This is a genomic window from uncultured Ruminococcus sp. (genome assembly GCF_946415235.1).
GTDB lineage: Bacteria > Bacillota > Clostridia > Oscillospirales > Ruminococcaceae > Ruminococcus.
The window spans coordinates 19,747-44,327 of sequence record NZ_CAMKRR010000014.1; the positions used below are offsets into that span (position 1 = coordinate 19,747).

Genomic DNA, 24,581 nt, shown 5'->3' on the forward strand with positions numbered 1-24,581 from the left:
GTGTACCGTGAGTCACAAAGACTGACAAGGAGGAAAACAATGGAAATCACAGATGTAAAGATCAGAAAGATCATGTCTGACGGCAGGCTCAGAGCAGTCGTTTCGGTAACTATCGACGAACTGTTTGCCGTACATGACATCAAGGTGGTGCAGGGCGACGAGAGGCTTTTCGTAGCAATGCCGAGCAGAAAGGACGAGAACGGAGTATTCCGTGACATCGTTCATCCTATATCAGCTTCCGCAAGAAAGCTTTTCGAGGAGACCATACTTGACGCATATGAAAGACAGCTTGCTGTGCTCGAGACAGAACAGCCCGAGGGAAGCGAAGAAGCTGTCTGATATAAGTCAGACACCAAGACCTGCGATATGCAGGTCTTTTTGTTATATACCCAGCATACGTGCTGCCTTGAGGACAGCAATCTGCGTCTTTCCGTCACGGATAGTTCCGTCCATTACCTGCTTTACAGCCTCCGAGAGAGGTATCCTCTCAACGTCGAGGAACTCGTCCGGATCAAGGCTCTGACTGCTGAAGGTGAGTCCTTTGGCAAGGTACATATATGTTATCTCGGTGTTGTATGCGGGTGTGGGGAGCATTTCTCCCAGGTAGATATATTCCTTGCAGGTATAGCCTGTTTCCTCGAGGAGCTCGCGCCTTCCGCATTCGCCGTGATCCTCGCCCTTTTCGAGCTTGCCTGCAGGGACTTCCCGTGTAACGGTCTGAAATGGGTAGCGGAACTGCTTCACGAGAAATATCTCGTTATTCTCGGTTATGGGTATCACGCATACACCGCCGTTATGGTGGAGTACGTCACGTACAGCAGTCTTGCTGTTTTCGAGCTCTGCCTTATCGTGAGTGATGGTGAAGATGGGACCTTCGTAGATAAGGTCGCTGGATATGGTTTTTTCCTGTAAATGCATGATCATTTCTCCTTTTTATTGAAAAGACTGTCACAGTGCTCCTGTGCGGCCTTTATTTTCTGACATGAAGTATAGCCGTAGAAGTGCCTGAATGGATAAGGCTCATTTTTGCCGCCCTTTTTGCGGAAAATGAGCAGGTAAAGTATGAGTACTGCCGCTGCGCAGGCGCTTATTATGATACCCTCACTGAGGTAGGGGGTCCTGTAACGGAAAACGATATTATTCTTTCCCTTATCGGCTCTTACAGCCATAAATCCCTCGTTCACCCGTTCTATATCGGCTTTTCTGCCGTTTACCTCGGCGCTCCAGCCGCTGCTGCAGGGAACGCTGAAAAATACGAGCTGAGGACTTTCAAGTTCGATCACTGAGCGGAATCCCTTTGAGTCGTATGAAAAGCTCTCGGCGCAGCACTGCTGCTTCTGGCGGCAGAAAAACTCGTAGGTCTTACGGTTTATGGCAGGGTAGTACTCAGGGTCGAACTCCGTAAGAATATCCCTGTATTTTTCAGCCTGTTCATCTGTGAGGACAAGTGACCTTATCATTATGACCTCGCGCTGGACGGGGCTTTTCTTTCTTGCTTCCGCCTGAGTGATATATGAATCGTAAGCCCAGCCCATGGGAATGAAGAACTTGTTTTCATATACCTCGAAATTTGCTGTATCACCCACGTATTCAAAGCCTGTAAGCTCATCGGGTATGATAACGCTGCTGATGTCCTCTTCCTCGGGATCGTTATTCGTATGTCTTGTCTGTTCGGAGGATACTCCCGAAACAAGGCTGCTGTAGCTGTTTCCCTCTGACTTCTCCTTGTAGAAGTATTTGACGGAGAGGAGGCTCCTCAGTCCGTAGTGATGCAGTGAAGGCCTTGAAGCAACGTCACGCCTTATGCCGATAAAGCTGTAGAAGTCCATTATGGACGGTGAGACAACGCTGTGAAACGCTCTTATGGAGGGAAGTCCCCATATCATAGAGGCGTTCTCGGTGTTGAAGCCCGTATCTGTGCGGAAGAAATTGCTGCTGTCGGTCTTTTCGCAGACCTCGTCCTCATAGTCTATGAAGGTGTCAATGTAGTGCTCTGCGGAGCTTACGCTGCTTGCGGAGTAAAGTGTTGTGGTGAACATACATATTATGGACGCCGCTGATGTGACAAATACCATGAAAGCTGTGCTCAGCGTACCCTTTTTCTTTCTTCGCAGTATATGATATGCACAGACGAGGAGCACTGCCGCCGCTGCGACAGTTGCCCAGAAATACGGGATATCATCGGGCATGGAGAAAAGCTTCGGTTTTTCGCCGTTTTCGGGCTTTCTCGGAAGTATGCCGATAACTGCATATACCGCCAGCACTGCGGCGCTGGCTTTAAGTCCGATGAAGCTGTCGGAGCCTTCGTCGTCAAGGGTATGTGCGGTCATCATAGCCATTATCAGTATTGGCATATAGAACCAGCGTGCATAATAGTAGGAGTTGAGCGCCTGAAAAAGCGAGTTGAGCACGGGAACGAATGCGAATAATATGCATACCGCCGTGAGCCTTGAAGCCCAGTGCTTTTTCCTCATATGCATGAAGGATATGACGCCTGTCATGGAGAACAGCGGCAGGTATCCGCCTATGGAAGCCCATGTTTCATAGTTCTGACTGAAAAGTATGGGGTATCCCGGGGGATCGCAGGGCATGAAGAAGCTCTGTATTATATGCGGTACGAGGGTTCTGTCTGCGTAGGATATCATTTCCGTACCGTAAAGGTGCTCGTTCAGCCGGGAATTCCCTATAAGCGCCATAGCCGACGGGAGAAGAATGAACGCTGACATAAGGGTTCCGAGGACTGCTTCGGCAAGAAGCCGCAGGAAGCCGCGCCATGATATGCGGAAATCAGGATTTTTCATGCGGCAAAGGAAGTAAATAACGAGGAATACCGCCTGACCTGCAAAGAAATAGTAGTTTATACACGCCATAAGCGCAGTTGTCAGTGCAAAAACGCCTCGGCGTCGGTTGTTCACGCATTCCTCCAGCGCTATGAGCATCAGGGGGAAAAATGCGGTAACGTCCTGAAAATGATTGAAAAATACGTTGTATATCTGAAATCCCGAGAAGGAATAGAGCAGAGCTCCCGTGAGAGCGGCATTTTTCCCGCGGACAAACCTGCGTATAAAAGCATAGGCGGTCAAGGAAGCCGTGCCGTGCTTTAAAGCGAGCACAACAGGCATTGCATAGAGCATAAGACTTCGGGGAAGAAGGGCTGTCAGCCAGAAAAAGGGACTTCCGAACAGGTAGAAGGAGTATGAGGTCATGAAGTCCGAGCCGAGATCCGTGAGCCAGTTCCAGCCGAACTGACCGCTCCGCACCGCCGAGTTCGCAAGGCAGTAAAAGGGTATCTGCTGGGCGTTGTAGTCGCCGTAGTATATGAAATACCCATGCTCCGTCAGCATCATGGGAAGCAGCGAGAACAGCATAGTTCCGAAGCCTATGAGGAATGCTGTCAGGTATTTTTCTTTTGTACAGCCGTGCGTCATAAAGCTCCTTTTCACAATAGTGTCTCCTTTAAAAACAGATATACATATGAATTATACCACAAACGGCTCGGAAATGCAACAAAAAACGAATATATTTTCGATTTTTCATATTTTGTCCGCTTATGCAGTGCGGCGGTTGCTTTTTTTTTAATAGTGTGGTATAATAAAAAGAATGTTTATGACAAAGGAATGAATTACGGAAATGGAAGTTTACCTTGACAATGCGGCTACCACAAAGCCCTGCGCGGAAGCTGTCGCGGCGGCTGTGGTCGCAATGGCCGAAAAATACGGCAATCCCTCGTCGCTCCACCGTGCGGGACTTAATGCCCAGCTGCTCGTTGACGACGCAAGAAAAGCCATAGCTTCGGCAATAGGCGCTGACAGCGATAATATATACTTTACATCGGGCGCTACCGAGAGCAATAATCTTGCACTCCGCGGAGCTTCGGCTGCTTACGGAAGAAAGAGAAAAAAGATAGTCATTTCTGCGGTTGAGCACGCTTCCGTTGAGGAGACTGCCGCAGACCTCGGAGCAAAGGGCTTTGAGATCGTGAGAGTTTCTCCCCGTGAGGACGGGCGGTACTATGCGGCTGACTTTGTCAGTGCCTGCGATGATGATACCTGCCTTATCAGCATGATGTACGTAAATAACGAAACAGGCTATATTCTCCCCGTAAAGGAGACATTTTCCGCGGTAAAGCGCAAATATCCCGATATCATCACCCATACGGACTGCGTACAGGCTTTCATGAAGCTGCCTGTCAGGGCAAATGCGCTCTGCGCCGATCTTATATCCCTCAGCGGTCACAAGATACACGGCGGCAAGGGCGTGGGAGCTTTATACATTAAAAAAGGAGTCCGCGTACTTCCCGTTATAACGGGCGGCAAGCAGGAAAAGGGCATACGCTCGGGTACTGAGAGCGTTCCCATGATAGCGGCTTTCGGAGCGGCTGTGAAGAAGCTTTCTCCCACGATAACGGAGCGCTATGAAAAGGTAAGCGGACTAAAAGCTTATCTGCTGGACAAGCTCAGCGGTATAGAGGGAGTAACTGTGAACTCTCCCGAGGACGGCTCGCCTTATGTGGTGAATATTTCGGCAGTTGGCAAGCGCTCGGAGATAATGCTGCACTTTCTCGAAAGCAGGGAGATATATGTTTCCAGCGGTTCTGCCTGTTCAAAGGGACAGCAGAGCGGAGTCCTCGGACAGTTCGGAATAAAGGACAAACGTGCGGACAGCGCTCTGAGGGTAAGCATGACCGCCGAGACCACCGAGGAGGAGCTTGATATCTTCTGCAAGGCTCTCCGCGAGGGCATGGAAAAGGTGAGAGGATAATACACATTAAGGGTAAATAACTTTTTTTGGTGGTCGGAAGTGGCTGGGCGTTTGCGTAATTGCCTCGAACTACAAACACAAATTCTGTCAAGACCGCTGTTTACGGCGCTTGTTACAGTCTTGACTGAATTTGCGTTTGTGGTATAATAAGCAATTGCGAACGACAGGCATTCAATAAACCACAATAATCTTCACATAACCCATATTAATATAGTATAGGAGAAACGGAATGAAAGAACTGATACTTGTAAAATACGGAGAAATGGCACTGAAGGGTCTCAACAAAAAGACCTTTGAGGATATGCTCATAAAGAACATAAAGCGAAGACTGAAGCCCCTCGGTCACTTTCAGCTGACCAGCGCTCAGTCCACAACATATATAACTCCTCTGGACGAGGATATCGACCTCAACGAGGCAGCTGACCGCGTAGGCAAGATATTCGGCATAGCGGCTTACTGCCGCGCCTGCGTATGCGAGAAGGACTTCGATGACATATGCAGCAAGAGCTACGAGTACCTTGAGGATGTACTCAGCTGTGCAAAGACCTTCAAGGTCAACGCAAAGCGCTCGGACAAGGCTTTTCCCATGAAATCCCCCGAGATATGCATGGAGCTTGGCGGAAAGCTTCTTGAAAAGTTCCCGCACCTTACAGTAGACGTAAAAAACCCCGAGGTCACGGTAACTGTTGAGATACGCGACGAGAACGCCTTTGTCCACGCCGAGAATATCAAGGGCGCGGGAGGACTTCCCGTGGGAAGCAGCGGCAAGGCAATGCTTCTGCTGTCAGGCGGTATAGACAGCCCTGTAGCAGGCTATATGATGGCAAAGCGCGGAATACACATCACGGCTATCCACTATGTGAGCCCGCCCTATACCTCAGACCGTGCACAGCTCAAGGTCGAGCAGCTCTGTCAGAAGCTTACGGACTACTGCGGCGGCATCGCCTTCTACTGTGTGCCCTTTACCGAGCTTCAGGAAGCCATAAAGGACCACTGCCCCGAGGAGTTTTTTACTATTATAATGAGAAGGCTCATGATGGAGATAGCACAGCGCATCGCCGAAAAGGACAACTGCCTTGCACTTATCACAGGCGAGAGCGTGGGACAGGTGGCAAGTCAGACAATGGCAGCAATGGTCTGCACCGATGCTGTATGCCGTATACCCGTATTCCGTCCCTGCGTAGGCATGGACAAGACCGAGATAATCGAGATCGCGCGTAAAATAGATACATTTGACACTTCCGTGCTCCCTTATGAGGACTGCTGCACTGTGTTCACACCACGTCACCCGAAGGTAAGACCTCAGCTGGCGGATATCGAAAAAGCACAGAACAGCTTTGATTTTGAGCCGCTTATACAGAAAGCCGTTGAGGGAACGATAATGAAGACCTTCAATTACGGAGATTAATTTTAAGTTTTTCACAAATTAATCACATCATTTTTGTGAGATATTAACTAAAGCAAGGACGGCGATTTAGTGGTAAGCGTTAAATTTTCTGAATATGATACCGATAAACTTGACAAAACAGTTGAAAATGTTGTAAAATTATTAGAACGAAAAAGTCTGACCATAGCTACAGCGGAGAGCTGTACGGGAGGACTTCTTTCAGAGCTTATAACATCAGTATCGGGCGCGTCTGCGGTATTCGAGCTTGGGATATGTACTTATTCCGAGCGCATCAAGACCGAATTTCTGGGAGTTCCCGCCGAAACTATTCGGGCTTTCGGCGTGGTGAGCGAACAGACGGCATTGAGTATGGTCAGAGGGCTGAAACAGCGCTCAGGGGCAGACGTGTGCGTTTCCGTGACGGGTATTGCAGGTCCATCGGGCGGAACTGCTGATACACCCGTGGGAACGGTCTATATCGGTTTCGATATTTGCGGCAGGGAATTTGTAAAGCTGCCGGAGCTATGTAAGCTCAGCGACATGAGCAGGGCGAATATACGAAAATGCGCCGCTGCTTATGCCTTTGAAATTGTCGAAAAAATGCTGATGGAGGAGATTACAGACTGATGAGCGACAGATTCAATGAAGAAAGCTCAGAGGCTCAGCGCAGAGCTGAAAAAATAAAAGCTATCAGAAGGTCGATACACAGTGAAGCGGAAGTAGCTCCCACGACCTATGATAATAAAACAGAAACAGAACATACAGAGAGTATCTCCGACCGCATAATGAGAGCCAAGGAAAAGAAAATGGCAACGGCGGCGGATATACTTGAAGAGCTTGACGCTGCTATAGCTTACGAAAAGGCAGAGGCTGCCAGAATGGCTGCGGAAGCTGCCGACGCTGCGGAGAAAGCCGCTGAAAGCACCACACCCGATATATCCGATCTGCTTGACGGACTTGAGACACCCGCACATGAGGAACTCAAGGAGATAGCGGAGGAGATCGCAGGCGACTTTACAGAGGTCGCAGATACGGTCACTGATAAGGTGGAGGACTTTACAGAGGTATCCGAAGAGTCAGCTGAGGAGCCGGAAGAGGATATAGACCTTGAAGCAGTCTTTTCCGTAAAGCCTGATGAGGCCGAAGAGCCGACCAGAGTCATCTCTGAAGAGGCTATCGTAAGAGCAGCTGAGGAAAGAGCTCGGAATACAGACAGCGAGGCTGCTGCCGCCGAAAATATACAAGAGGCGGAGCACGAAAGCAAAGTGGCACAGCACAGGGATATAATCCCCGATGCTGCGGGAGCTGCGGCGGAAGAAGCCGTATTTCCCGAAAAAAAGAAGAAAACCAAGAAGAAAAAGAAGAAGAAAAGCTTCAAACAGCGCCTCATCGACCTTTTTCCGCATAAGGGAGACAGCGTCGGCGAGTGCATAAGAAAAGTCGTATTTCTGTGCTCGGTCATAGCTATTTTTGTCTGCGGATACATGGTGGGCGATTACTACTATGATCTGTGGTCAAGCAAGAACAAGACCGAGAAGATCATGGAGATATACGATACGGCTTCCGAAAAGAAGAAAACTCCCGTAAAGAAAACAGACGAGGACAAAAGGAAAAAGTACACCATGCTCGAGGGCGCGCGCAAGCTCCGCGAGTTGAGCAGCGATATCGTCGGAGTAATAAGCATACCCGACACACCTTTGAACAACCCTGTTTTACAGGCTGAGGACAATGAAAAGTACCTCACAAGGAAGTACGACCTCAGCGAAAATGTTGCGGGAGAGATATTCCTCGACTACAGAAATCACTTTGATGAAGTGGACGATGACGGCTATCTGAAGTGTCCGAATTCCGATAATCTTATCATTTACGGACACAATATGTACGACGACCAGATGTTCGGATGCCTTAAATACTATGTCAGAAACGAAGCATATTACGGGCTTCACCCCATTATAAACCTCAGCTCCAATTACGAGAATTACCAGTATAAGATATTTGCGTTTTTCGTAGTTGATGCTTTCGATGATACCGATACCAAATTTGAATGCTGGAACGATATCGACTTTGACAGTGAGGAAGATTTTTACAATTTCGTCAACGAAGCAAAGAGAAGGACGATCCGCACAAACGACGTAGACGTCAAGTACGGCGATCCGCTTCTTACACTTTCCACCTGTAACAGCTATCTTCCTGACGAACGAGCCCGTCTTATCATACTTGCAAGGCAGGTAAGAGAGGGTGAGGACCCCATGAAGGGTACTCAGGACAGCCAGCCCAATCCCAATATAAAGTGGCCTACGCTGTATTACGATGAACATCCTAATGAACATTACTATCCTGAGGCGGAATTTGTTCCTTACGGTCCAAAGGGAGGAAAGTGATAAGCCATGAGCAAAGCTTTTAAGAACATTTCGGCCTGCGCTGCCTGTGCAGCGGCTTTAGGTCTCGGAACAGCAGCTGTACTGCTTAACAAGGAAAAGAGATCTGTCCCCACTCCGAGCAGTGAACAGATCACCACAGCAGTTACCGAGCCGACCACCGAGCTGCCCAAAAAGCTGTCGGACAAGTATAAGTACGTTCCGTCGGAAACAGGCATAAGCGAAAGGACAAAGTCTCTCAGGAGACTGAATAAGGATATAATGGGATATATCAAGATCGACGGTACACAGGTGGACTATCCTTTTGTGCATGACCCCGGTGAGGTACAGGCAAACGATCCGTACTACGGACCTGACGCATATCCTCCGAATATGTTCTATCTTGAAAAGGACCTTTTCAGACAGTACTATGACAGGGGAACGCTCTTTGCCGATTACAGGGATATTTTCGGCAGCAATGATCTTGAACATTCGGAGAACCTCGTTATCTACGGCCACAGCTGGTATGACGGCACGATGATGGGTTCACTGAGAAAATACCGTGCAGGCTTTGATTTCTACAATCAGTATCCGTTCATAAAGCTCAGTTCCAACTACAGGGATTACGATTATGTTATATTCGCTTACCTTGTTACCAGCGGAACCTATGACGCTACCGATTTCCACTACTGGAACATGGAAGAACTGGATAATGAGGAGGACTTCAACTTCTATATCGACTGCTGCAAGCGCACATGGGGTATAGACACGGGAATAGATGTAAAATACGGCGATAAACTGCTGACGCTCTCTACCTGCTATGCGGACTGGGACAATTCAAGGTTCCTTGTTGTCGCAAGAAGGCTGAGAGAGGGCGAGGTCGCAGGAGACCTCAATTCCATACAGCATACCGAAGCCTTTTTACAGGCTCAGAAGGAAAAGGAAGCAGCTGAACAGGCTGCTGCCGAGCAGCCTCAGCAGTAACGCCTTACTATATAATAAAAGGAGATCGTTATGAAGGTACAGACAATGCTTAAAAGAGCAGCAGCTGTCACTTCGGGAGCATTGGTGCTCTCGGCTTCTACAGGCATCACCATTGCGGAGGACGGTACGTCCGCAGAGGAAACTGCTGCGGCAGTTTCCGAAACCGAAACGGCTGATACCACATCCGAAATAACTGAAGCAGTTTCCGAAGCCCTCGCAGAAAACGGGGACGCGGAACAGAATACACCCGCTGACTGGGAAAAAGCTGATGTCAGCGATTACGATTCCAGTCTTACTCTTATAAGCTACGAGCCCGCAACTCCCGAAATGGCAAGGGTAGGCGAGCCCGTTGACCCTTATGCGGGTCTTTCCGAGGAAGAGCGCAAAGCTCTTGAGGAAGCTGTTACAAAGAAGAAAAATGCACTCAGGAAGGCTACGCCCACTCTGTCAAAGAATGCGGCCATCAGCCGTACAAAGACCCCGACAGCTGTAGAGGTCGTTACCTCGGGAGCTACTGTCGGAGATATACCTTCTTCACAGCCAGATCCCAACCTTGATACAAAGCCGGGACAATTCGCCTTTGTTACATACGGCTGGGGACACGGCGTGGGAATGAGCCAGAACGGCGCTAATTTCTATGCAGCTTACGCAGGATGGACATATCAGGATATCCTGTTCCACTATTACCCCGGTACTTACCTTATGAATACAGGCGAGACCGATGAGGAAGAGCTTACTATTGCTCACGAGCCTGCGGGAGATACCCTTAAGGTAGTATCCGAGATAGTAAACCGCGAGGTAGGCGGAAGCTTCTCTTATGAAGCTATCAAGGCACAGGCAGTTGCCGTATATACTTATCTTAAGTATAACCACGACGATTCCAGTGACCTTAGAGGAAAGGCAGACCCGCCGCAAATAGTTATCGACGCCTGCAACGAGGTCCTCGGCGAAGCGCTTTTCTATGACGGCAGCTATGCCCTGACAGTATTCTCCGCTTCAAGCGGCGGCTGCTCGGCAAACTGCTATGAGGTATTCTATGCGGATTACCCCTATCTGAGAAGTGTGCCCAGCGATTACGACGCCGCATTCGATCCTCACTGGGGAACGGTCACATATATGGATGCAGAAACAGTAAAGAAAAAGCTTGAATCTGCATACCATATAACACTTTCCGACGATCCGGGCAACTGGATAAAGCCTGTTTACTCAGAGCAGACAGGATATGTCACGGAAGTCAGCATCGACGGACAGACAACAGCAAAGGGATATCCCTTCTCTATGATGATGGGACTTAAATCCTCAAAATTCAATCTTACATATACATATGATTGATAAACGGCTTTGTGCCGATACAGTATTACAGAACAAAAGAAATAAGTCTTTGGATGAATATGGGGCAGTGCCTTGGTATATCCGAAGACTTATTTCTCCTTTTGGGTGATGAAAGGTGAAGCCGAGAGGTGAAAAAAACCTGAAATTAATCCCCTAAGGTGAAAAAAGGTGAAAAACTCAGAAAATCAATTAACAATAACAAAAACGTTTGTTCTTGCTTTGGTTAATGTTTAAACAAAATCCACAAAAAACAGTGAATTTTTGCGTTAACAATTGTAAAAAACTCCACTTGCTTTCTCCATAAAATAATGGTAAAATGGTTTTAGGGTGAAAAAAGGTGATTGGAAGTGAAATTTTCCAAATTAGGGTAAATCGTTCCTAAGAGTTTTCGAGAAAGCGAGGCGAAGTTCTATGGCAGATCTGTTGTGCGGTACTTATTACCCGAGCATAGATCAGAAGGGCCGTATGAGCTTTCCCACAAAGCTGCGCGAAATACTCGGAGCGGAGTTCTTTCTCTGCCAGGGACATGATGACTCCTATATCGCCGTTTACTCGCCTGAAGCATTTCAGGAATACTGCAATAAGCTTCATTCCTTACCCGGTAAGAAGGGCGACGACATAAGACGTATACTTCTTGCGGGCGCTGATAAGCAGGTCCCCGATAAGCAGGGACGTATCTTTATCACGCAGCAGCTCAGGGACCATGCCGGGATAACCGACGAAGTAGTGGTTATCGGCGCAAATAACCGAGCTGAGATATGGAATAAGTCCAAGTGGGAGAGTTTCAGCAGCAATATCTCACAGGACGAGATCAACGATGCACTTGCTGATCTTGTTCTCTGATACAGACGTTTTTGTCTTTGTGTCCGAATATATATCGGAACTAAGGAGAGAAATATCTAATGGAATTCAGCCACATACCTGTTATGCTTGAGGAATGTCTGGAAGGCCTTGATATACGTCCCGACGGTGTCTATGTTGACGGTACCGCAGGAGGCGCAGGCCACTCCTCTGCAATAGCTGCCCGCCTTAATGAAAAGGGCAGACTTATCGCTCTTGACAGAGATCCCGATGCAGTCGCCGCAGCGACGGAACGTCTGTCTGTCTATCCCAATGCAAGGGTGCTGCACAGAAATTATTCTGAGATAAGAGCAGTCCTCGATGAACTTGATATAGACTATGCCGACGGTATCCTCATGGATCTCGGCGTGTCGTCATTTCAGCTCGATGAGGGAAGCAGAGGCTTCTCATACCACTCCGACGCTCCGCTCGATATGAGAATGAGCAAGGAAGGCATGAGCGCAGCGGATGTTGTGAATACCTATTCCGAGTCCGAGCTTGCAAGAATAATATTCGAGTACGGGGAAGAGAAATTCTCCAGAAGAATTGCCTCGAATATAGTCAGCGCAAGGGAGGGTTCGCCTATAGAGACTACATTGCAGCTTGCAGATATAATAAGAGAAAGTGTTCCTCAGAAGGCGAGACGTGAAAAGAACCCATGTAAAAAGACATTTCAGGCGATAAGAATAGCAGTCAACGGAGAATTCGAGCACCTTGAAAAAGGTCTCGAGGACGCATTCTTCAGTCTGAAAGCAGGTGGACGCCTCGCTGTTATAACCTTCCATTCCTTAGAGGACAGGATAGTAAAGAAAAAGTTCGCGGAATGGTGCAGAGGCTGTATTTGCCCGCCTGATTTTCCCCAGTGTGTATGCGGACACAAGCCGCAGGGAATGCTTGTGAACAGAAAGCCCATAGAGGCTAAAGAACAAGAACTTGAAAGAAACAACAGAAGCAGAAGCGCAAAGCTCAGAATAATAGAAAGGAGTGCGGAAAGCAATGGCTGAAAACACTGTACGCTATTATATGGACGAAAGCTATGACGATGCCGATACGGACGAGACAACCGGAGACGGCGATGTTATGCGCGATGAGGCTGAGCGTAAGCAGGAGATACGTATGACAAAGAATGAAGCCCGAAGCGGTTCATTGATGATGATAATATTCGTATCTGTCTTAGCTGCCGCACTGCTCGGTTCGGTGATCTATTCGCTTGATAAGCGCAATACCATGTACAACAAGGTATTCGCACTGAACGAGAAGCTTGAAAGCACCGCAGCCGAAAATGTAAGACTCCAGTCTGAACTTGAAGGAAAGGTATCTGCCAAGAGCATAGAAGAATATGCGAAGTCTCTTGGAATGGAGAAGATAAACTCCTCACAGATCAACTATATCAAAATACAGACGGGTGATGTCGTAACTATTCCCGAGAAGGAAAAAGGCCTGATATCGAAAATAAAGTCCTTTTTCGACAGATGCGTGGAATATTTCAGAGGGTAGATCCAATATAAATATAAAAAAGACGGACTGCCCCGTATAAAATGAATACTATCGGCAACCTGAAAAATATATAACTGCCGAGGTCATATGTAGAACAAGGAGATACAGCGGGTGATCAATTTAGGGATCGCGGTTCCCGGGCTCGGGCGTGAAAAGGGCCCGGGAACGGCAATTCCACGCTTGAATAGCGATAAATCCTTCGTCGTATCAAAAGAAAAGGACATCCGAGAAGATAAATAAGATGTTCAAAGGCGGGGCAAATAAAAACCCTGCCTTTATTTATTTATACAGTTATCCAGTTAATCACGGAAGGAAGATTATTCAGTGATAAATACAAATCCGTCAAATGCAATGCGGTTCAGGACCAAGTTTGTGATGACAGCTGCGTTCAGTATACTTTTTGCGGCTGTAGCTGCAAATTTCTTCAAGATATCCGTGCTCGAGAACAAGGAGTATCAGGAAAGAGCCAATGACCAGCATTTTGCCTCTATGTCCATAACGGCACACAGAGGCTCTATATATGATGCAAAGGGAGTGGCACTTGCCAAGAGCGCAACGGTATATACAGTTTTTGTCGATCCTAAGCAGTTCAAGGAGGATAAGGAAAGACTTTCAAAGCTCATAGAAAAGCGCAATATCGACAAGGCAAACGGCGAATATGTCCCGCAGTATGATGAAGAGGGTAATGAAAAGGACGCTCTTCCCGCTTCCATAGACGAGGTCGTGGATCAGGCTACCGAGTTCATTTCGGTTAAGCTTGAGATACCCCAGAGAAAGTTCAGGGACGCCATCGAAAAGGAAGGCCAGTACGTAAAGCTCAAGGACAAGGTCGAGAAGAACACTGTTGACGAGATATACAGCTATTTTGAGGACTTAGGCTTCGTATCCATAGGCTATGAGGAGGATACCAAGCGCTATTACCCTCAGGAGGACCTTGCTGCAAGCGTTATCGGCTATACCAACGGAAATGTTTTCTACGGAGTTGAGGCTTCCTACAACGAATACCTTTCGGGTGTTGACGGAAGAGTGATATCCGCAAAGGACTCTCACGGAAACGCGCTTCCGTACAAGTATGCAAAGACATACGATCCGAAGGACGGCTCTGACGTTTATCTGACTATCGACAGAGAGATACAGTATATCCTTGAAAAGCACCTTAAGGAAATGGCTGATGATTTCAGCATAAAGAACCGCGCCAGTGCCATACTCATGAATCCGAAAACAGGCGCAGTGCTTGGCATGGCTACATATCCGAGCTACGACCTTAATAATCCCGGTGAGCTGACCACGGATATGCTGCTTCAGAAGGTATACGCCGAGAAGGCTATATATAATCCTACCGAGGAAGATGAGGAGAAATATGAATCAGAGGTACTGGAAAGGCAGAAAAAGAACAAGTGCATCAGCGAGCGTTACGAGCCGGGATCGGTATTCAAGGTCATAACGGCTGCCGCAACACTTGAAGAAAAAACCATAGATACTGAAACATGGTCGCATTACTGTGTCGGTGTCGAGATGTTCAAGGACGGAGACCGAGACTTCCCCATACATTGTCATGACAGAGGCGGACATGGCGTGGAGAGCTTTCAGGGTGCCCTCAAGGACTCCTGCAACCCTGCCTTCATGGAGCTCGGAAAGCTCCTCGGAGTTGACAGGTTTCATAATTATTTTGAAGCATTCGGCTTCCTCGAACCCACAGGCATTGACCTGCCTGCTGAAGCATACGGCGACATCCCGCCCCTTGTTGACACAGAAGGCAGAGCCGCAATGACACACATCGACCTTGCATATTCCTCATTCGGACAGTGCGAGACCGTAACTCCCATAGAGCTCATAACCGCGTGCAGCGCCGCTATTAACGGCGGATATCTGCTTACGCCCTATGTGGTCGACAGAGTTGTTGACAGCGACGGTAATATAGTTATGAAGAACGAGCGAACCGTAAGACGTCAGGTCATATCAGAGGATACCTCTGCAAAGATGCGAGATGCTCTTGAAAAGGTAGTGATCGAGAACCAGAAGGGCAACGTGTACATAAAGGGATATGCTATCGGCGGAAAATCGGGAACCTCAGAGAGACGAAGCGAGCCCGAGGTAATGCGTAATCTCAATGACAACAACGATACCGAAGGAAGCGGTCTTGAATACGGAGCTTCATATATGTGCTTTACTCCCGCAGACGATCCCGAGCTCATACTTCTTGTTATCGGCGATATGCCCTATGCGGGAGATCAGAGATACTACGGCAGCACCGTGGCAAAGCCCTGCGCTGCCGATATGCTCGAGGAGATACTCCCGTATCTCGGCATGAACCCCGAGTACAATGAAGCAGAGCTTGAAAATCTCGACATCAAGGTCCCGATCCTTACAGGTTCAAGCATCGACGAGGCGATAAGGATACTTGATGAAAAGGGCATAAAGCATAAGGAATTCGGAAACGGCATAGAAGTTGTCGAGCAGTCGCCCATGACAGGCAAGACCATGGCAAAGGACGGCTGTATTTACCTGTATACTGAGAAGCTCAGCGAGACCGAAAAGAAGGTGCAGGTGCCGTATCTTATCGGAGTTTCACCGCAGATAGCAAACGAATCACTCAGCGCCTACGATCTGAACTATGTTGCAAAGGGCGTCCTGAACGCACAGGACGGCTCTTATGTAAAGTCGCAGAGCGTTGCAGGCGGCTCTTACGTACCGAGAGGAACGGTCATCGAGCTGGAATTCGAGACCGAGACATTTACCGACTGACGTATAAATAAGAAAAAATACAGAGATAAATATAAAGAAAGAGAAACAGAAAGACAGGAGGCAGACAAAATGAAATTAAGTGATCTTATCGAAAATAATGCTGTTACAGCTATCGGCGATACCGAGATAAGCTCCGTGACCGATGATACGCGCAAGGTGACCGAGGGAAGCCTCTTTGTCTGCGTAAAGGGCGGAAACTTTGACGGACATACCGCCGCTGCGGAAATGCTTGAAAAGGGAGCAGCCGCAGTAGTCTGCGAGCGTGATCTAGGACTCGGCGACAAACAGATACTTACCGATAATTCACGAAAGCTCTACGGACAGATATGCTCCGCATGGTTCGGACATCCCGAGCGTAAGATGAAAATGATAGGTGTAACGGGTACAAACGGTAAGACCACGATCACAAACGTCATAAAGCATATCCTCATGAAGAACGGTCACAAGACAGGACTTGTGGGTACCATACAGAACGAGATAGGCGACGAGGTGCTCCACACCGACAATACAACGCCCATGACCTATGATTTCATGGCTTTGCTGGCAAAAATGGCTGACGCAGGCTGCGAGTATGTGGTCATGGAGGTATCCTCCTTCGGACTCTGTCAGTACAGGATAGGCTCATCTTATTTTGATGTGGCAGTATTTACCAATCTCACGCAGGATCACCTTGACTACCACAAGGACATGGAGGACTACTATCAGGCAAAGAAGCTGCTGTTCGACATCTGTGACTGCGCCGTGATAAACACCGACGACGATTACGGAAAGCGCCTTTTCGGCGAGGTGAGCTGCAAGAAATACGGCTTCAGCGTAAAGGAGAACGCCGATATCTATGCTGACGGCATAAAGATAAAGTCAACAGGCTCAAGCTTCTGGTTCTGCAGGGACGGCAAGTCCCACCTTGTAAAGACGAGAATGCCCGGGCTTTTCAACGTGTCAAACATCACAGCTGCCATTGCAGCCTGCCTTGAAGAGGGGCTCTCCATCGAGAGAATAATCCCCGCAATAGAGGAATACAACGGAGTAAAGGGACGCTGCGAGATCATACCTACGGGCAGGGACTTTACCGTTATATGCGACTACGCCCACACTCCCGACGCCATTGAGAATATTCTCAGGAGCGTAAAGGAGTACACCGAGAACGATCTTATATGCCTTTTCGGCTGCGGCGGCAACCGTGATGCGGCAAAGCGTCCGAAAATGGCAAAAGCTGCCGCAAAATACGCTGACAAGCTCATTGTTACCTCAGATAATCCGCGAAACGAAGATCCTGAAGCCATTATTGACGACATACTTGCAGGGCTTGATGGAACGGCTGTGAACTATGATGTTGTGGCTGACAGAAGAGAAGCTATATATCATGCCTTGAAAATTGCTGAGAAAGGTGATATAATAGTACTTGCGGGCAAGGGACATGAGGATTATCAGATCCTTGCAGGCATGGAGCATATCCATTTCGACGAGCGCGAGGTCGTCGCAGACGGACTTAAACTGCTCGATCAATAAGAAAAACTGGAGTTGTTGGAAAAAATGTCAATGTCTTTCTGGATCATCAATCTTGTAACAGTTCTTTTATCCTTTGTGATAGCGGGAGTATCGGGAATATTCCTTGTACCCTTCCTTCATAAGATAAAGTTCGGCCAGCCTATAAAGACTGTGGACGGCCCGAAATGGCACGCCAAAAAGCAGGGAACTCCCACAATGGGCGGTTTCATGTTCATAATCTCGACTATTATAGCTGCTATTGCAGGATACTGGATATACAGGCTGAGAGGCGGTATAGATACCACCGACAAGGAGAGCTTCAACGCCTTCTACCGTATGCTCAGCTGTATCGTCTATGCTGCTTCCTTCGGACTTATCGGCTTTATAGATGACTTTACAAAGATATCGAGAAAGAACAATGACGGACTTACTGCATGGCAGAAGATAGTCCTGCAGCTGGTATTCTCCGTGGGATTTCTTTTTGCGATACGCTGCTTCGGCGACAGATCCACAAAGATAGACCTCGGCTTCTGGACCAGTCCGTCACTTGGCATTTTTTATTATGTATTGATGATGGCTGTGATAATATACCTTACGAATGCGGTAAATCTCACAGACGGAGTTGACGGTCTCTGCGGATCGGTAACATTTGTAGCGATGCTGATATTCACTGTAGCTGCCTCAATAGTTAAGGAGAACGAGATGACCTTCTTTACTATGGCGCTTGCAGGCGGCTGTCTCGGCTTCCTTCTCTGGAACCTGAACCCTGCCAAGTGTTTCATGGGCGATACGGGTTCGATGTTCCTCGGTGCATCGGTAACGGCTGTGGGACTTGTTCTGCACAAGCATCTGCTTCTCGTACTCGCTGCAATGGTATATATCCTCGAAGCGCTTTCAGTCATGATACAGGTGTGCTGGTTCAAGCATACCAAGAAGAAGTACGGCGAGGGCAGACGCATATTCAAAATGACGCCTATACATCACCACTTTGAAATGAGCGGCTTCAGCGAGTATAAGATCGTGATAACTTTTTCGCTCTGCGGCATTATTTTCGGAGTTTTGGGAATAATTACACTGCTGGTATTCTGATACTGCAAATATGATCGGACCATAAGGAGAAAAAATGGCTTCAAGCAAAAAAAATACAAAAAAGCGCTTTGCCGACCTTAACCCATTCTCGGGCGGCAGGCGCGGAGACCTCAGTCTTTCGTTCTTTGCTTATGTTATGATACTGCTCGTAGTGGGTATCGTAATGATGTCCTCCGCAAGCTATGCATGGGCATACAGCGAGCACGACGGTGACGGTCTTTTCTATGCGAAAAATCAGGCGAAGCACGCTGTTATCGGCTTCATCGCCATGATTTTTTTTATGAAGATGGACTATCACAACTTCAAGAACATAAAGCTGCCCATACTCAAGAAGCTCAACATTGCAAGCTTTCTGTATTTCGGCGGTATCGTTCTGCTCATTGCAGTACTTCTCATTGGTAACGATGAGGGCGGTTCAATGGGCGCGAGAAGATGGATAGATATTGGACCTCTGAACCTTCAGCCGTCGGAGGTAGCGAAGCTTGCTCTGATAATATTCTTTGCCTACAGCATGGAGCGCGACGGCAGGAAAATGAATACCTTCAAGACGGGAGTAGTGAAGTATGCGCTGATACTTGGTGTATACCTTGTGCTCATCGTCCTTGAGAAGCATATCTCGGGCTGTATCCTTCTCGGTACTATCGCCGTAGCCATGATACTCTGCGGCGGAGTCAACAAGAAGCATTTTCTCGGCCTCGGTGCAGCGGCTCTCGGCGTTGCCATAGCCTATATCTCATGGCAGGCGCAGATCCCGGGAAGCTACGTAAGCAAGCGTATCAACGCATGGCAGGCGCCCTTTGAGGATAAGCTGGGCGATTCGTGGCAGACGGGAAACTCCCTTATCGCCATCGGTTCGGGCGGACTTTTCGGGCTCGGTCTCGGAAACTCCCGTCAGAAGTACCTTTACCTCCCCGAAACAAAGAACGACTTCGTTTTCCCGATAGTATGCGAGGAGCTCGGCTTTGCGGGAGCTCTTGCAATAATAATCGTATTCTTCCTTCTTGTTGTTGAGGGATATTCTATAGCAGTCCGCTGCAAGGACCGCTTCGGTATGCTCATAGCGGTGGGTATCACCACACAGATTGGCATACAGACGGTGCTCAACCTTGCCGTTGTAAGCAATCTCGTACCGAATACGGGAATAAGCCTGCCGTTTTTCAGCTACGGCGGAACCGCGCTTATAATGCAGCTTGCGGAAATGGGAATAATGCTGAATATATCCCAGCAGAGGTACTATCCCGACGAAAAAGCAAAAACTGCGGGGAAAAAGAGAACAGGGCGCAGAGTGAAAACTGCTGAGCCAAAAGGAGCATGAGAATGAAAGTGCTTATCGCGTGCGGCGGAACGGGCGGACATATCAACCCGGGACTGGCCATAGCAGATATCATAAAGAAAAAGTATCCCGATGCAGAATTCCTCTTTGCGGGAACTCCCAAGGGAATGGAGTCAAAGCTTGTCCCAAAGGCAGGCTATAAGCTTGAGACTATCAAGGTCGCAGGCTTTCAGAGAAAGATATCCCTTGAAAATATAGGCAGGAACGCAAAGGCTCTTGCCTATCTTGTCACATCGGGCAGGAGAGCAAAGCAGATAATAGAGGGCTTCAAGCCCGATATCGCTATCGGTACAGGCGGCTATGCAGCAGGACCTGTCATAAGAAAAGCCGCAAGAATGGGCATACCTGCCGCTATCCACGAGCAGAATGCGTACCCGGGCGTTACGAATAAGCTCCTCTCAAAAGAAGTGGACTATGTTATGCTCACCGTTAAGGAAGCACTCAAGTTCATGGATGAGAGCAAGTTCGAGTACAGCGTTACGGGACTTCCCGTAAGGAGCAGCATAAATACCATGAGCCGTGAGGAGGCCCGTAAGAAGCTCGGTTTCGACGACAGCTTCACTATACTTTCCTTCGGCGGAAGCCTCGGTGCAGGCTGTATCAACGACACCATGACTGAGGTCATAAAATGGCATACAGGCAAAAAGCTTGATATAAACCATATCCACGGCTACGGCGGCATGGGAAAGGAGTCTTTTCCGCAGGCCATGAAATCCGCAGGTATACCGCTTAAGTCCGACAGACTGCGTATTACCGAGTATATAAACGATATGGACGTTTGTCTCGCAGCAGCTGACCTTGTTATCTGCCGTTCGGGAGCTTCCACCCTTGCCGAGCTTGAAGCGGCGGGAAAGGCTTCCATACTGATACCGTCCCCCATAGTTGCGGGAAATCACCAGTACCACAACGCAATGGTCCTCGGCAATGCGGGAGCGGCAGTAGTCATCGAGCAGAAAGACGTTACCAACGAGAAAATGATAGCAGAGATAGAGAAGCTCTACGGCGACAGCGCAAAGGTCAGGGAAATGTCTGAAAGCGCGGCAAAGCTTCATCTTTCCGATACAAATGAGCGCATACTCGAAGTAGTTGAAAAGCTCATTGCAAAGGCGCAAAAATGAACCTGACAAATAAGGTTACGGTAAACGGGACAGAGCTTAATGTGTATACCGAGGGCAGCGGCACTCTCACCATAGTTTTTATGGCAGGCAGCGGCGTGACCTGTCCTGTGCTTGAGTATAAGCCGATCTACAGGAGAATGTCCGAGAAATACCGCATTGCGGTCATAGAGAAAGCAGGCTACGGCTTCAGCGGAAGTGCGAAAACTCCGCGAACACTTGAAAATCTCGTTTCCGAGGACAGGGAGGCACTGCGAAAGGCAGGCATTGAGCCGCCTTATGCTCTCGCAGCTCATTCTTATTCGGGATTTGAGGCTGTATACTGGTCTAATACATATCCCGAGGAGGTTAAAGCAGTACTCAGCATGGATATGGGCATTCCCGATATGGCTGTTTCGCAGTCTAAGGAGATCGGTGAGGAAAAGCGCTGTGCTATGGTAAAAAAGCAGCAGAAGGTGATGCAAAAGGTCGCAAAGGGCGGTCTGATAACAAAGCTGCTGAAAAATAAGCTGGAAAATGTCTCGGGACTTCTCAGCGGCAGTGAGCTCGATGACGAAGAAAAGAAAGTATACAGAGAGCTTTTCTACAGGAATATAGCCAATGATGAGTACACGGAAGAAGCTCTTCTGATGACTGAAAATGCAAAGAAAGCATACAATACGGGCATATTGATATGTCCGTGCTGTTTTTACATAAGCGACATGAAAACACTGTCCAAAAAGCTGTCATGGCGGCAGGCTGGAATGGATTATGCTGCGAAATGCGGCGGAGAAGTACATCTGTCCGACAAGGGACATATGATGTACGCGTTTATCCCCGATGAAATGTCGGAGACGTTCATAAAATTCATAGATCATAACTTTGATCTGTAACATAATCCGCACCACAGGCATACAATACATAAAAATGCTGTGGGGTGGTATAATGCAGAAATTCATAATAAACGGCGGCAGGAGGCTGAGAGGCGAGCTTGCCTTGCAGGGAAGCAAAAACAGCTCCCTGCCCATAATGGCTGCGTCGCTGCTGTGCTGCGGCGAATGTACGCTGCACAGCTGTCCGAGCCTGACCGACGTTTATGCGGCTTCAAGGATACTCAACTGTGTGGGGTGCAGGTGTACTTTTTCGGAGAATACCGCGTCTATAGACTCCTCCGTGATCTCGGAAACGGCTGTATCCGAGGAGCTCATGCGTGAAATGCGCTCGTCCATAATCTTTATGGGCGCAATGCTGGGCAGGACAGGGGAGTGTACAGTAAGCGTTCCCGGAGGCTGCGAGCTCGGACCGCGTCCCATAGATATGCACATATCCGCACTCGGTAAAATGGGCGTAGATATCCGTGAAAGCGGGGGAAGCATCATATGCAGAGCCGCTTCGGGCAGAGCAAGGGGCGCAAAGATAAACCTTGCCTTCCCCTCAGTGGGAGCTACCGAGAACATTATCCTCTGCGCTGTTACAGCCGAGGGTGAAACGGTCATAAACAATGCGGCGCGTGAGCCCGAGATACGCGACCTCTGCTCTTTTCTAAGGAGCTGCGGTGCCGACATAAAGGGCGACGGCGAGAGCCGCATCATTATAAGAGGAAAACAACAGCTTCACGGCTGTGAATATACAATAATGCCCGACAGGATAGTAGCGGCTACTTACCTTTCCATGGCAGCTGCGACAAAGGGCGAGCTTATACTTACAAATGCCTGTATCCCCGAGACCGAGCCGTTTTTATCGGTGCTCGAGCAGACGGGATGCAGTATTTATACATCTGAAAAAAAGATATATCTTCGCAGCGGTTCACGGCTGAGAGCTGTAAGGGACAGGATAAGGACAATGCCTCACCCGGGCTTTCCCACGGACGCTCAGGCGGTGCTCATGGCGGCACTTGCAGCCGCAGACGGTACAAGTGTGTTTGAGGAGAACATATTCGACTGCCGATACAGGCATACGGAAGCCCTCATAAAAATGGGAGCCGATATACAGGTCCTCGGCAAGGTCGCTGTGGTCAAGGGAGTTGAAAGGCTCCGCGGAGCAAAGGTCGAAGCCACCGATCTCCGCGGCGGAGCCGCAATGGTCATAGCGGCGCTCTGCGCTGAGGGAAGCTCCGAGATAACAAAGATATGTCATATTGACAGAGGATATGAAAAAATGGAAGAAGCCGTAAGCAGGTTAGGCGGAGATATTCGCCGAAGCTGAGGCGGAAAGATATGGAGAATGTATGAAAGACGTTGAAAAGACCAGTGTTGAAAGGCAGAACAGCCGAAAGCGCATAAGAAGGCGTCAGAGATGGACGAACGTATACGGACTTGTGGTCATACTGCTCGTTCTTACTGCGGGCATAACCATTAGCTACACGTTTTTATTCAATATAAGCGAGATACGTGTGGCAGGACAGTCCGATATGTATACGGCAGAGGAGATAGTGGAAGCCTCGGGCATAAAAGAGGGGGATAATCTCCTGCGGCTTGACTGCAAAAAAAGCGCTCAGCGCATACTTGACAAGCTCCTGTATGTGGAGAGTGCGGACGTGGACAGGAAATTTCCGTCGGCGCTTGAGATAACAGTGACACGCTGTATCCCCGCATTCAATGTCAATTACGGCAGCGGAACTCTTCTTGTGAGCAAAAAAGGAAAGATACTTGCCGACAACAACTTTATAACCCCCGATCTTCCCATAATATACGGACTTGATCCTGCGGATAAGACCCCGGGTAAGCTTGCCGCTTCCGAAAACAAGCACAAGAACGAAGCCTTTGAGGCTCTTATCGCAAGCATTGTGAAAATGGGCGACGACAAGATAATGACTGTGGATATGAGCGACGAACACTCCATAATGGTCAAGTACAAGAACGAAATGATCTTTAAAATGGGCAACTGGAACGATGTGGAGTATAAGCTCAGTCTTGCCGAGAATGTCATGAAGCAGGAAGATGTAAAGGGCAAAAAGGGCTATCTCACTATGATAGGCACAAATCAGTGCAGCTTCAGGCTCAATGACGGACCTGTTTCCGTGCCGGGAGGTGCCGAAACTACCACAGAGCCTCTTACCGATGAATACGGCAATCCCATAAAGGGCGAGAGAAATCCCGAACAGGAAGCCGATTTTGAGAAAAAGAACAACAACCGCAGGACTGAATCACAGACAACTGCGCCGAATTATACAGGAAACAGCAGCGATCAGTGGACAGATTACAGTTCGGATCAGTGGTCGGACGACAGTTCGGGCCAATGGACGGATTATAGCGGAAATCAGTGGTCCGACAACAGCTCGGGACAATGGACAGAAACTCCTGCTACACAATGGTCCGACAACAGTGCAGGCGGCTACGACGACGGAAGCCGGTGGAGCGGCGGCGACGACAGCGGCTACATAGCCGAGACCACGGCCTACAGCGGATATTCCGACAACAGCGGCGCTCAGGATACTCAATGGTGAGTAAATTTTCTCCTGTACAAAACGCTGTGTTTCTACCGCTTGTTCTTGTTAAATTCGCTGAAAATAAAAAATGTTTAATTAGGACTTGAAAAAAATGCTGCATTATGCTAAAATATAAAGTGTATTTATAGACTGATATATAAATTTAGATGAATTAAAGGATAATATAAATAGTAGGAGGAGTTCAAATGTCAGATTTCAATTATGAGGAAACACTCGAACCCGATGT

The 24,581-nt window shown here is 48.4% G+C and carries 20 protein-coding genes; 18 read left to right on the forward strand and 2 right to left on the reverse strand.

Annotated features, from left to right (window positions below; translation table 11 throughout):
- Window positions 1–39: 39 nt before the first annotated feature.
- Entirely contained in the window at window positions 40–339 is a 300-nt protein-coding gene (spoVG, locus tag Q0R37_RS05145; RefSeq protein ID WP_294752158.1) for a septation regulator SpoVG, read from the forward strand.
- A gap of 42 nt (window positions 340–381) precedes the next feature.
- On the opposite strand, the gene Q0R37_RS05150 is transcribed toward spoVG, so the two are convergent.
- Together Q0R37_RS05150 and Q0R37_RS05155 are read right to left on the reverse strand one after the other, a co-directional pair.
- Window positions 382–918 carry an NUDIX hydrolase gene (locus Q0R37_RS05150; RefSeq protein WP_294752161.1) on the reverse strand — a complete coding sequence of 179 codons (537 nt, stop codon included), beginning with the start codon at window positions 916–918 and terminating at the stop codon, window positions 382–384.
- 2 nt (window positions 919–920) lie between these two features.
- Window positions 921–3,443 carry a YfhO family protein gene (locus tag Q0R37_RS05155; RefSeq protein ID WP_294752163.1) on the reverse strand — a complete coding sequence of 841 codons (2,523 nt, stop codon included), beginning with the start codon at window positions 3,441–3,443 and terminating at the stop codon, window positions 921–923.
- 187 nt (window positions 3,444–3,630) lie between these two features.
- Between Q0R37_RS05155 and Q0R37_RS05160 the strand changes: the two genes are divergently transcribed.
- The 17 genes from Q0R37_RS05160 (at window position 3,631) to Q0R37_RS05240 (ending at window position 24,352) form a co-directional block, all read left to right on the forward strand.
- The gene (locus Q0R37_RS05160) at window positions 3,631–4,761 is read left to right on the forward strand and encodes a cysteine desulfurase family protein (RefSeq protein ID WP_294752165.1); all 1,131 of its coding nucleotides are present in this window, start codon (window positions 3,631–3,633) and stop codon (window positions 4,759–4,761) included.
- 229 nt (window positions 4,762–4,990) lie between these two features.
- Complete coding sequence (gene thiI / locus Q0R37_RS05165; protein WP_294752167.1) at window positions 4,991–6,169, forward strand: tRNA uracil 4-sulfurtransferase ThiI; 1,179 nt, start codon at window positions 4,991–4,993, stop codon at window positions 6,167–6,169.
- A gap of 69 nt (window positions 6,170–6,238) precedes the next feature.
- On the forward strand, window positions 6,239–6,775 hold the full coding sequence (locus Q0R37_RS05170) for a CinA family protein (RefSeq protein ID WP_294752169.1): 537 nt from the start codon (window positions 6,239–6,241) through the stop codon (window positions 6,773–6,775).
- The gene (gene srtB / locus Q0R37_RS05175) at window positions 6,775–8,529 is read left to right on the forward strand and encodes a class B sortase (protein WP_294752171.1); all 1,755 of its coding nucleotides are present in this window, start codon (window positions 6,775–6,777) and stop codon (window positions 8,527–8,529) included. Before Q0R37_RS05170 ends, srtB begins: the two co-directional genes overlap by 1 nt.
- A 6-nt stretch (window positions 8,530–8,535) precedes the next feature.
- Window positions 8,536–9,489, forward strand: coding sequence for a class B sortase (locus Q0R37_RS05180; protein ID WP_294752172.1), 954 nt, complete (start codon window positions 8,536–8,538; stop codon window positions 9,487–9,489).
- A 30-nt stretch (window positions 9,490–9,519) separates the two neighbouring features.
- Window positions 9,520–10,821, forward strand: coding sequence for a SpoIID/LytB domain-containing protein (locus Q0R37_RS05185; RefSeq protein WP_294752174.1), 1,302 nt, complete (start codon window positions 9,520–9,522; stop codon window positions 10,819–10,821).
- 411 nt (window positions 10,822–11,232) lie between these two features.
- Window positions 11,233–11,664 carry a division/cell wall cluster transcriptional repressor MraZ gene (locus Q0R37_RS05190; protein ID WP_294752176.1) on the forward strand — a complete coding sequence of 144 codons (432 nt, stop codon included), beginning with the start codon at window positions 11,233–11,235 and terminating at the stop codon, window positions 11,662–11,664.
- 59 nt (window positions 11,665–11,723) lie between these two features.
- Entirely contained in the window at window positions 11,724–12,665 is a 942-nt protein-coding gene (rsmH, locus tag Q0R37_RS05195) for a 16S rRNA (cytosine(1402)-N(4))-methyltransferase RsmH (protein ID WP_294752178.1), read from the forward strand.
- Window positions 12,658–13,158, forward strand: a complete 501-nt coding sequence (locus tag Q0R37_RS05200) for a hypothetical protein (RefSeq protein ID WP_294752180.1) — start codon at window positions 12,658–12,660, stop codon at window positions 13,156–13,158. Before rsmH ends, Q0R37_RS05200 begins: the two co-directional genes overlap by 8 nt.
- Before the next feature lie 324 nt (window positions 13,159–13,482).
- Window positions 13,483–15,903 (forward strand): penicillin-binding transpeptidase domain-containing protein, encoded by a 2,421-nt coding sequence (locus tag Q0R37_RS05205; RefSeq protein ID WP_294752181.1) that lies wholly within the window; start codon window positions 13,483–13,485, stop codon window positions 15,901–15,903.
- Between the two features lie 69 nt (window positions 15,904–15,972).
- Window positions 15,973–17,412, forward strand: coding sequence for a UDP-N-acetylmuramoyl-L-alanyl-D-glutamate--2,6-diaminopimelate ligase (locus Q0R37_RS05210; RefSeq protein WP_294752183.1), 1,440 nt, complete (start codon window positions 15,973–15,975; stop codon window positions 17,410–17,412).
- A 30-nt stretch (window positions 17,413–17,442) separates the two neighbouring features.
- Window positions 17,443–18,480, forward strand: a complete 1,038-nt coding sequence (gene mraY, locus Q0R37_RS05215) for a phospho-N-acetylmuramoyl-pentapeptide-transferase (RefSeq protein WP_294752185.1) — start codon at window positions 17,443–17,445, stop codon at window positions 18,478–18,480.
- A 34-nt stretch (window positions 18,481–18,514) separates the two neighbouring features.
- Window positions 18,515–19,795, forward strand: coding sequence for a putative peptidoglycan glycosyltransferase FtsW (locus Q0R37_RS05220; protein WP_294752186.1), 1,281 nt, complete (start codon window positions 18,515–18,517; stop codon window positions 19,793–19,795).
- A 2-nt stretch (window positions 19,796–19,797) separates the two neighbouring features.
- Window positions 19,798–20,931, forward strand: coding sequence for an undecaprenyldiphospho-muramoylpentapeptide beta-N-acetylglucosaminyltransferase (gene murG / locus Q0R37_RS05225; protein WP_294752188.1), 1,134 nt, complete (start codon window positions 19,798–19,800; stop codon window positions 20,929–20,931).
- Window positions 20,928–21,800, forward strand: a complete 873-nt coding sequence (locus Q0R37_RS05230; RefSeq protein ID WP_294752189.1) for an alpha/beta hydrolase — start codon at window positions 20,928–20,930, stop codon at window positions 21,798–21,800. Before murG ends, Q0R37_RS05230 begins: the two co-directional genes overlap by 4 nt.
- A gap of 52 nt (window positions 21,801–21,852) precedes the next feature.
- Window positions 21,853–23,112 carry a UDP-N-acetylglucosamine 1-carboxyvinyltransferase gene (gene murA, locus Q0R37_RS05235; protein ID WP_294752191.1) on the forward strand — a complete coding sequence of 420 codons (1,260 nt, stop codon included), beginning with the start codon at window positions 21,853–21,855 and terminating at the stop codon, window positions 23,110–23,112.
- A gap of 22 nt (window positions 23,113–23,134) precedes the next feature.
- On the forward strand, window positions 23,135–24,352 hold the full coding sequence (locus Q0R37_RS05240; protein ID WP_294752193.1) for an FtsQ-type POTRA domain-containing protein: 1,218 nt from the start codon (window positions 23,135–23,137) through the stop codon (window positions 24,350–24,352).
- Window positions 24,353–24,581 lie beyond the last annotated feature (229 nt).

Bases quoted from the DNA above. Each gene is read 5' to 3' on its own strand.
- Q0R37_RS05210 (WP_294752183.1), top strand. From the start codon at position 15,973: ATGAAATTAAGTGATCTTATCGAAAATAATGCTGTTACAGCTATCGGC.
- Q0R37_RS05190 (WP_294752176.1), top strand. From the start codon at position 11,233: ATGGCAGATCTGTTGTGCGGTACTTATTACCCGAGCATAGATCAGAAG.
- Q0R37_RS05240 (WP_294752193.1), top strand. From the start codon at position 23,135: ATGAAAGACGTTGAAAAGACCAGTGTTGAAAGGCAGAACAGCCGAAAG.
- thiI (WP_294752167.1), top strand. From the start codon at position 4,991: ATGAAAGAACTGATACTTGTAAAATACGGAGAAATGGCACTGAAGGGT.
- murG (WP_294752188.1), top strand. From the start codon at position 19,798: ATGAAAGTGCTTATCGCGTGCGGCGGAACGGGCGGACATATCAACCCG.
- murA (WP_294752191.1), top strand. From the start codon at position 21,853: ATGCAGAAATTCATAATAAACGGCGGCAGGAGGCTGAGAGGCGAGCTT.
- Q0R37_RS05180 (WP_294752172.1), top strand. From the start codon at position 8,536: ATGAGCAAAGCTTTTAAGAACATTTCGGCCTGCGCTGCCTGTGCAGCG.
- Q0R37_RS05200 (WP_294752180.1), top strand. From the start codon at position 12,658: ATGGCTGAAAACACTGTACGCTATTATATGGACGAAAGCTATGACGAT.
- srtB (WP_294752171.1), top strand. From the start codon at position 6,775: ATGAGCGACAGATTCAATGAAGAAAGCTCAGAGGCTCAGCGCAGAGCT.
- Q0R37_RS05185 (WP_294752174.1), top strand. From the start codon at position 9,520: ATGAAGGTACAGACAATGCTTAAAAGAGCAGCAGCTGTCACTTCGGGA.
- Q0R37_RS05220 (WP_294752186.1), top strand. From the start codon at position 18,515: ATGGCTTCAAGCAAAAAAAATACAAAAAAGCGCTTTGCCGACCTTAAC.
- Q0R37_RS05230 (WP_294752189.1), top strand. From the start codon at position 20,928: ATGAACCTGACAAATAAGGTTACGGTAAACGGGACAGAGCTTAATGTG.
- Q0R37_RS05160 (WP_294752165.1), top strand. From the start codon at position 3,631: ATGGAAGTTTACCTTGACAATGCGGCTACCACAAAGCCCTGCGCGGAA.
- spoVG (WP_294752158.1), top strand. From the start codon at position 40: ATGGAAATCACAGATGTAAAGATCAGAAAGATCATGTCTGACGGCAGG.
- rsmH (WP_294752178.1), top strand. From the start codon at position 11,724: ATGGAATTCAGCCACATACCTGTTATGCTTGAGGAATGTCTGGAAGGC.
- Q0R37_RS05150 (WP_294752161.1), bottom strand. From the start codon at position 918: ATGCATTTACAGGAAAAAACCATATCCAGCGACCTTATCTACGAAGGT.
- mraY (WP_294752185.1), top strand. From the start codon at position 17,443: ATGTCTTTCTGGATCATCAATCTTGTAACAGTTCTTTTATCCTTTGTG.